This is a genomic window from Nostoc sp. (genome assembly GCF_036916985.1).
Lineage (GTDB): Bacteria > Cyanobacteriota > Cyanobacteriia > Cyanobacteriales > Nostocaceae > Nostoc.
Window position 1 is genome coordinate 53,619 of the sequence record NZ_JBALFD010000043.1, and the last position, 9,570, is coordinate 63,188.

The 9,570-nt window shown below is 41.0% G+C and carries 3 protein-coding genes; all 3 read left to right on the forward strand.

Annotation, left to right across the window (positions count from 1 at the left end):
* Positions 1-17 precede the first annotated feature (17 nt).
* Complete coding sequence (locus V7L07_RS15700; protein WP_335059305.1) at positions 18-4,448, forward strand: MupA/Atu3671 family FMN-dependent luciferase-like monooxygenase; 4,431 nt, start codon at positions 18-20, stop codon at positions 4,446-4,448.
* Between the two features lie 132 nt (positions 4,449-4,580).
* Positions 4,581-6,221 (forward strand): pyridoxal-dependent aspartate 1-decarboxylase PanP, encoded by a 1,641-nt coding sequence (gene panP / locus V7L07_RS15705; protein ID WP_335059307.1) that lies wholly within the window; start codon positions 4,581-4,583, stop codon positions 6,219-6,221.
* Between the two features lie 125 nt (positions 6,222-6,346).
* Positions 6,347-9,570, forward strand: a 3,224-nt coding sequence (locus tag V7L07_RS15710; protein ID WP_335059309.1) for a type I polyketide synthase, incomplete at its 3' end; no start/stop codon positions are given.

Genomic DNA, 9,570 nt, shown 5'->3' on the forward strand with positions numbered 1-9,570 from the left:
TATAGGAGAAATTTTCCATGAACCAAAATAATATTGAAGATATATACGAACTTTCACCCTTACAACAGGGTATGCTTTTTCACACGCTGGTTACACCTAATTCGGGGATGTATTTTGAGCAGTTTTGCTACGCCTTGCAAACTCAAGTTGATGTTCCAGCTTTCCACAAAGCATGGCAGCGAGTTTTAGATCGACATCCGATTTTGCGTACCTCCTTCTACTGGGAAAATCTTGATAAGCCATATCAAGTGGTATATCGACAAGTAGACTTGCCTTGGGATTTTCAAGACTGGCGCGAACTTTCTTTGCCGGAACAACAAAAGCAGTTAGAAGTTTTTTTAGCAGCAGATCGCAAACAAGGCTTTACACTTTCCCAAGTTCCACTGATGCGTTTGGCATTAATTCAGGTGGCTGACAACGCTTATCAATTTGTTTTCAGCTATCACCATATATTGATGGAAGGGTGGTCTTTAACATGGCTATGGAAAGAATTTTATGAATTCTATAATGCCTTTTGCAAAGGTGAGGATTTACATCTAGAAAGTCCTCGTCCCTTTAAAGAATATATTTCTTGGCTACAGCAGCAAGATATATCAAAGGCTGAAATTTACTGGCGCGAGACGCTTAAAGGATTTACGGTACCAACATCACTAATGATGGACAAAGCTGCCGATACTTTCTCTAGCGAAGACGAAGACCATGATTGTCAACAAACTCTACTCTCGGTAACAACGACAGATGCCTTGAATTCTCTGGCGCGAAAGTATCATCTTACTTTAAATATCCTACTCAAAGGAGCCTGGGCTATACTTTTAAGCCGCTATAGCGGTGAGTCAGATATAGTTTTTGGTGCCACATCTTCAGGCCGACCGACTGAATTGGCAGAAGCAGAATCCATGATGGGACTTTTCGCCAACACATTGCCGCTACGGGTACAAGTCCCTGCTGATGATTTGTTTATACCTTGGTTGAAAAAGCTGCAAATTCAAGAAGTGGAAATGCGTCAGTACGAGTATAGTCCACTGATACAGATTCAACAATGGAGTGAAATTCCTCGTGGGTTGCCACTATTTGAGAGCCTTCTAGTTTTTAATAACTATTTAGTAGATGATACTGGAGAAAAGCTAGCTCAAAGCATGGTAATAGGTGAAATTCGGATATTTGAAAAGACGAATTATCCTCTTACCCTACAGGTATATCCTGGTTCAGATTTATTACTGTCGATTGGGTATGATACCCGTCGTTTTGATAGTGCCACGATTAATCGGATATTAGGGCATTTAAAGACTTTGTTAGAAAGTATAGTTGCCAATCCCGAACAACAACTTCGAGATTTGTCGTTACTGACTGCACAAGAAAAATATCAATTACTGCGGGAGTGGAATGATACAGAAATTGAGTATCCTCAACATCAGTGCATTCATCAATTATTTGAAGCGCAAGTAGAACGTACACCTAATGCAGTAGCAGTGGTGTTTAAAGATGAGCAGTTAACTTATCGCCAACTAAACACGAAAGCTAACCAATTGGCGCATTACCTGCGATCGCTGGGAGTAAAATCAGAAGTATTGGTGGGGATTTGTGTAGAGCGATCGCTCGATATGATCGTTGGACTATTAGCCATCCTCAAAGCTGGTGGTGCATATCTACCGCTAGATCCAGCATACCCACAGGAACGCCTAACTTTTATGTTGGCAGATGCTCAAGTGCCAGTGCTGTTGACTCAACAACAATTACTGGAAAAACTTCCAAATTCTGGCGCATCGGTGGTTTGCCTAAATAGAAATTGGCAGATAATTCAAAGCGCTAGTGACCAGAATCCCCTAACAGCCTCCTCGCCGGACAATTTAGCATATACGATCTACACCTCCGGCTCCACAGGTAAACCAAAGGGAGTGATGGTCAGTCATCGCAACGTTGTCAATTTCTTTACAGGAATGGACGGTAGTATTGGTAACGATCATCCAGGTACTTGGCTAGCAGTTACCAGCATTTCCTTTGATATCTCAGTGTTAGAGTTGCTGTGGACGCTGACACGCGGTTTTCAAGTTGTGATTAATGGTGATTCAAGACCTACTACTTTTGCTACTGAAGTAGACCAAAAAATCACAGATAAAGAAATGGCATTTAGCCTTTTCTATTTTGCAAGTGACGAGGTACAGGCAGGCACAGATAAGTATCAGTTACTACTTGAAGGTGCTAAATTTGCCGACAAACACGCCTTTGCAGCCATCTGGACTCCAGAGCGACACTTCCATGCATTTGGCGGTCTATATCCAAATCCCTCCGTTGTCAGTGCAGCGATCGCCACAATTACAGAGCGAATTCAAATTCGTGCTGGTAGTATTGTTTTACCCTTACAAAATCCGATCCGAGTTGCTGAAGAATGGTCTGTAGTTGATAACCTTTCGCGAGGCAGGGTTGGTATCTCCTTTGCTTCCGGCTGGCACGCCAATGATTTTGTCTTAGCACCAGACAAGTATAGCGATCGCTTCCAAATCATGTTTCGTGACATCGAAACTGTCCGCAAACTCTGGCGCGGAGAATCGATAACTCTGCCAGGAGGTAGTGGCAAAGAAGTAGAAGTGAAGATTCATCCCCAACCGATTCAGCCGGAAGTGCCGATTTGGGTTACAGCAGCAGGTAGTCCAGAAACTTTTCGTCGGGCGGGTGAAATTGGTGCCAACTTACTTACCCATTTACTCGATCAAAATATCGAGGAACTAGAGGAAAAAATTGCGGTTTATCGCCAATCCTGGCAGGAACACGGACATGGACAAGGAACAGGTCACGTGACGCTGATGATTCACACCTTTGTGGGTGAAGACATTGATGTTGTGCGAGAAAAGGTGCGGCAACCTTTTTACCAGTACTTGAAGAGTTCTCTAAGTCTGTTGAATAACTTAGGAAAAAGCTTAGGTCACGATATTAATGCAGAGAACTTTACCGCACAAGAAGAAGAACAACTGCTGAATTACGCCTTTAATCGGTACTTTGAAACGAGCAGTTTGTTCGGCACACCCAGCACTTGTTTGCGGATGATTAACCGGCTCAAGGCGATCGGGGTGGATGAGGTTGCATGTCTGATCGATTTTGGTGTGGATGTGGAATCGGTGTTATCTAGTTTGCATCATCTAAATACAGTCAGAGAATTGAGCAACAAAAAAATAGACAGAGATGACACTGACTATTCCCTACCTGCTCAAATTGCCAGGCACAATGTGACACATCTGCAATGCACTCCGTCTCTTGCAAGAATATTAATTCAGGATAATAAGGCGCTGAGTGCGATGGGTTCACTCCGCAAATTGATGCTTGGTGGTGAGGCGTTACCCATTTCTCTAGCGGAACAGTTGCGGACTCAACTCTCAGCAGAAATTTATAATATGTATGGTCCCACCGAGACAACTATTTGGTCTACAAGCTATCCCCTGCAAGAAGTCGGTAATACAATACCAATCGGACGCCCCATTGCCAACACAGAAATTTATATTCTCGATCGCCATCTACAACTAGTACCTGTTGGTATCCCTGGTGAACTCTACATTGGCGGCGAAGGCGTGGTGCGTGGCTACTTAAACCAACCAGAGTTAACCATAGAGCGTTTCATCTCCAATCCCTTTGGGACAAACCCAAACAACAAACTGTATAAAACTGGAGACTTGGCACAATATCTACCAAACGGCAACATTGAGTTTCTGGGTCGTGTAGATCACCAAGTGAAATTCCAGGGATATCGGATCGAATTAAGTGAGATAGAAACTATCTTGAGTCAACATCCGGGAGTAGTGGAGGCTGTAGTTGTCTCACGAGAGGAGCAACCAGGAGACAAACGCCTAGTAGCCTATGTTGTTCCGACACAACAAGCAGAAGGAACACAAGTCACACCCACAGAAAAAACACACCTACTGGCTGACGAAATAATAGCAAACAAACCCACCCTTTCGATCGGCGACTTACGAGCGTTTATCAAAGAAAGATTACCTGAGTATATGGTACCCTCAAGCTTTGTAACGCTGAACGCCCTACCTCTAACACCCAACGGCAAAATAGACCGCAGTGCATTACCTGCACCAGAGGCTTCAAGACCAGAATTAGAGGTATCCTATGTGGCGCCGAAGACCGAAGTTGAAAAAGTGATTGCATCTATTTGGCAAGAATTACTTCAGGTAGAAAGAGTGGGAATCCATGACAATTTCTTTGAACTTGGTGGTAATTCATTGCTCTTAATTCAAGTTCCTAACAAGTTGCAAAAAGTATTTCAGCGAGATTTCAGCTTGGTTGAGATGTTTCAATATCCAACTATCAGTCACCTGGTTAAATATTTTAGTCAGGAATCTAGTGAAGCAACATCTGTTTTACGACCTGCTCATCATTCGGAGAGCAGAACAGCTTCAGTACAGAGGCGAAAACAAGTTAGAAAAGAGCGCCGAGCGGCAACACAGTAACAAAATTTTTAGTCTCAACAAGGCGATTGAAGAAGGGCGATCGCTGGAACTGTAGAATCGCAGATTTTAGAGAAAAGCAGGCAAAACATTCTTCCTGCAAAAATGAAATAAAAAAATCGCCACCAACACAATATGACATCAAGTAAACAAGAAATACTAAACAAAAATTCTTTTTTGGAATCTGAGCAAACATTAGATCATGAGATAGAAGAACAAGTAATGCAGCTGTTTGCTTCATGCAATCAAGCAAACTCTATAGAGAAACGAATCGATGAAATAACTGATAGCTTATCGCAAGATTTTTTAACCACAATTGATTCTAATACCAACATTGATTTAGAGCCACTATTAGAAAAATTTTCTGATAGTAAAATTCCTGTTGAGCCGACTAATTTTGAGAACTATTTCAAATACATAGGCAACAATATTGTTGCTCATTCAATACATACATCTTCACCACGATTTATAGGTCACATGACCTCGGCACTTCCTAGTTTTGTACGCCCTTTGGCTAAACTAATGACGGCAATGAACCAAAACGTCGTCAAAATAGAGACAGCTAAAGCCCTAAGCTTTTGTGAACGTGAAGCTTTGGCTATGTTGCATAGACAAATTTATAATTTTTCTGATGGTTTTTACACTCAACATATTCAAAACAATTTGAGTACACTTGGAATTTTGGTTTCTGGTGGAACAGTGGCAAATATCACAGCAGTTTGGTGCGCGCGAAATGCTTTACTAGGACCGAAAGATGGATTTCTTGGTGTAGAAAAAGAAGGTTTAGCAGCTGCTCTAGATTTCTATGGCTATAAAGGAGCAGTAATTATTGGCTCTGACTTGATGCATTTCTCTTTTGATAAAGCTACGGATTTAATGGGCATTGGTACGCATAGTTTGATCAGAATCCCTGCTGACTGTAATAATCGAGTTGATATAGAAACACTGCGCCAAACTGTTGAAAATTGTCGTACCAAAAACTTGCTGATTATTGCAATTGTGGGAGTTGCTGGTACAACAGATTCAGGTGGAGTCGATTCCCTTACAGATATCGCAGAAATTGCACAGGAAGCTAATGCTCATTTTCATGTAGATGCTGCTTGGGGTGGTCCGCTAATTTTTTCTGAGCAATATCGGCATAAGCTTGCTGGTATAGAAAAAGCTGATTCAGTCACTATTGATGGACATAAACAACTATATCTACCAATGGGCATTGGTATGGTCTTTTTCCGCGATCCACATCTGGCTGGGGCGATCGAAAAACAGGCCAGTTATACCATGCGTAAGGGGTCGTTTGATTTAGGTAAACGTGCTTTAGAAGGTTCTCGACCAGGCATGGCTTTATTTTTACACGCCGGTTTAAAACTGATTGGAGTTAAGGGATATGAGTTTTTGATTAATGAAGGAATCCGAAAAACTCAATATATGGCTGCTTGTATTTCGGCTATGCCTGAATTTGAATTACTGGCGGAGCCTGATACTAATTTGTTAACTTATCGCTATATTCCAAAACAATTTAGAGAGGCACGTACTGAAAATAAATTGACAGATATAGATAATCAAATCATCAATAGATTTAATGAGTGCTTACAAAAAAATCAGCGCCAAATGGGTCATACTTTTATTTCCCGAACCACAAAAAAAGATATGGTTTTTGGCAGCGAAATTCCTATAATTGCTATGCGTGCAGTGATTGCTAATCCGTTAACAACAGAAGAAGATATTGAAGCAGTTTTAAATGACCAAATCCAAATGGCTGCAAAAATATCAATTTAATAGATTTCTTTCAAAAGTATTTATTTGTGTTCTCTTCTCTGCACCTATTCTTGAAACAAAAAAATATTTATCCAATAGGTCTAATATTTGATTACGTTGCTGTTTAATAAAGTAACATGATGGAAATGAATAAATTAAATCAATCTGAGAATTCAATTGGCGAAGATGAAATAGCTGTTATCGGTATGGCGGGGCGTTTTCCTGGTTCAAAAAATATTGATATTTTTTGGCAAAACCTGCGGGATGGTGTAGAGTCAATTTCTTTTTTCACGGATGAGGAACTAATATCTGCTGGGGTAGATCAATCATTACTCAATGATCCCAATTACGTGAAGGCAAGCGGTGTATTAGAAGATATAGAGTTATTCGACGCTTCATTTTTTGGCTTTTCACCTAGAGAAGCTGAAATTACAGATCCACAACACCGCCTGTTCATGGAATGTGTTTGGGAAGCTTTAGAAAATGCTGGCTACAACTCTGAAACTTATAGTGGTCAAATAAGTCTTTTCGCTGGTGCATCTCCAAATATGTACCTACTTTTAAACTTATATTCCAATCGAGAATTGATGGAATCAGTAGACAGCTACCAAATTTTGCATAGAAACGAAAAGGATTTTTTACCCACTCAAATTTCTTACAAATTGAACTTGAGAGGGCCAAGTATTAATATTCAAACTGCTTGTTCCACATCATTAGTTGCTATCCACCTAGCCTGCCAAAGTTTACTAAATGGTGAAAGTGATATTGCTTTAGCGGGCGGTGTTTCTACTACAACGGTACAAAAAATAGGTTATCACTATCAACAAGGAGGAATTCATTCTCCTGACGGTCATTGTCGAGCTTTTGATGCTGAAGCTAAAGGAACTAATGGTGGTAATGGTTTAGGTGTAGTAGTCTTGAAAAGATTAGAGGATGCCATTGCTGATGGTGACTTTATCCATGCAGTAATCAAGGGTTCAGCTGTTAATAACGATGGTTCTTTAAAGATTGGATATACAGCCCCTAGTGTTGAGGGTCAAAGGGAGGTAGTATTAGAAGCTTTAGCCTTAGCTGAAGTTGAACCTGAGACTGTTACTTATGTAGAAGCACACGGTACAGGAACCATTTTGGGAGACCCGATTGAAATCAAGGCTCTCACACAAGCTTTTGGTGCTAGCACAAATAAAAAAGGCTTTTGTGCTATTGGTTCAGTAAAGACCAATGTCGGGCATTTGAATATAGCAGCAGGTGTGACAGGATTTATTAAAACAGTCCTTGCACTAAAACATCAACAAATACCTCCTAGTTTGCACTTTCAGGAGCCAAATCCACAGATAGACTTTGCCAATAGCCCCTTTTATGTCAACACCAAATTATCAGAATGGGAAACCAACGGAATACCACGCAGAGCAGGTGTAAGTTCTTTAGCCATTGGTGGGACTAATGCCCATGTTATTTTGCAAGAAGCTCCAGTGATTGAAGCTTCGAGTCCCTCACGTCCTTGGCAATTGTTACTGCTTTCAGGCAAAACCAGCACGGCTTTAGACACTGCGACAGCACAACTGCGTGATTATTTAGAGCAAAACCCCGATATTCCCCTACCAGATGTCTCTTACACCCTACAAGTAGGTCGTCGAGCTTTTGACTATCGCCGTATGGTAGTTTGTCAGGATCTAGATGATACCGTGAAATCACTTAACACCAAAGACTCACAGCATATTTTTAGTCACCACTATGAGCCAGGTCACTGTCCAGTCATCTTCATGTTTTCAGGACAAGGGTCACAATATGCAAACATGGGTCGGGAATTATATGAAGTAGAACCGACGTTTAAAAAACATGTAGATACCTGCGCTCTGATTTTGCAACCCCACCTTGGTCTTGATATCCGCTCCCTACTTTACCCCAGCGAACAAGATACTGAAACTGCTGCAAAGCAACTACAACAAACAGCCCTCACCCAAAGCGCGTTATTTGTTACAGAGTACGCCCTGGCTCAGTTATTGATCTCATGGGGGATACATCCAGAGGCGATGATTGGTCATAGTATTGGGGAATATGTCGCGGCGACTATTGCAGGTGTATTTTCCTTAGAAGATGCCCTATTGATTGTGGCAAAAAGGGGAGAGTTAATGCAACAAGTGTCCAGAGGAAGTATGCTGGCAATTAGGCTTGCAGAAGAAGATGTGCGATCGCTACTCTCTGCACAGACGTTGTATAAAAAGTCTCTTGAAATCGCAGTTATTAATAGCCCATCTTTATGTGTTGTTTCGGGAACAGACGAAGCAGTTGCTATACTAAAAAATCAATTATCTTCTCAACAAGTTGAATGTCAACTGTTGCATACGTCTCATGCATTCCATTCTCAAATGATGGAACCAATATTATCAGCATTTATTCAGGCGATCAAAACAATCAAACTGAATCCACCACGCATACGCTTTATTTCTAATGTGACTGGTAGTTGGATTACAGAAGAACAAGCCACAAATCCCAACTACTGGAGTCAACATTTACGAGAAACCGTGAGGTTTTCAGATGGGATATCTCTACTGTTAAAGCAGTTTGAAGGCGTTTTTCTAGAAGTGGGGCCAGGACGGACATTAAGCACATTAACAACACAGCATCTAGATAAAAATACTAAACAACAAGTACTAACTTCATTAAGTCATGTTAAAGAGCAACAATCAGATGTTAGCTTTTTATTACAGACATTAGGTAGGTTGTGGCTGGCTGGTGTAGAAATAGATTGGTCGGGATTTTATAGCCACGAGCAGCGTCATCGTTTGCCTTTGCCGACTTACCCCTTTGAACGACAACGCTACTGGATTGAACCTAACAAGCAAGGACAAGGCGATCGTCACACTTCAGTATCACTGGGTAAAAAACCTGATATAGCCGACTGGTTTTATATCCCTTTTTGGAAACCTTCTTTACCTCCTGTACAACTCGAACATCAAGAATTAGCATCTCAAAAATTCTGCACTTTGGTGTTTATCGATGAGTGTGGTTTGGGTAGCAAGTTAGTCAAGCAATTAGAAACACAAAATCAGGATGTAATTACTATAAAACTTGGGGACAACTTTACCCTATTAAATAACTCTCAATATACTATCAATCCGGAAAATAATCATAATTACGATCTTCTAATCCAGGAGCTTTTCAAACAAAACAAGTTCCCAAAAACGATTGTTCATTTATGGAGTGTCACACCTAATAGTGACCAAGAATTAGCAATTGAACAAGTTGATCAAGCTCAAACAACAGGATTTTACAGTCTCCTATTTCTTGCCCAAGCTTTGGGAAGACAAGAAACCACTGATCAAGTACAAATCACAGTTATTTCTAACAACCTCCAGTCAGTAACGGG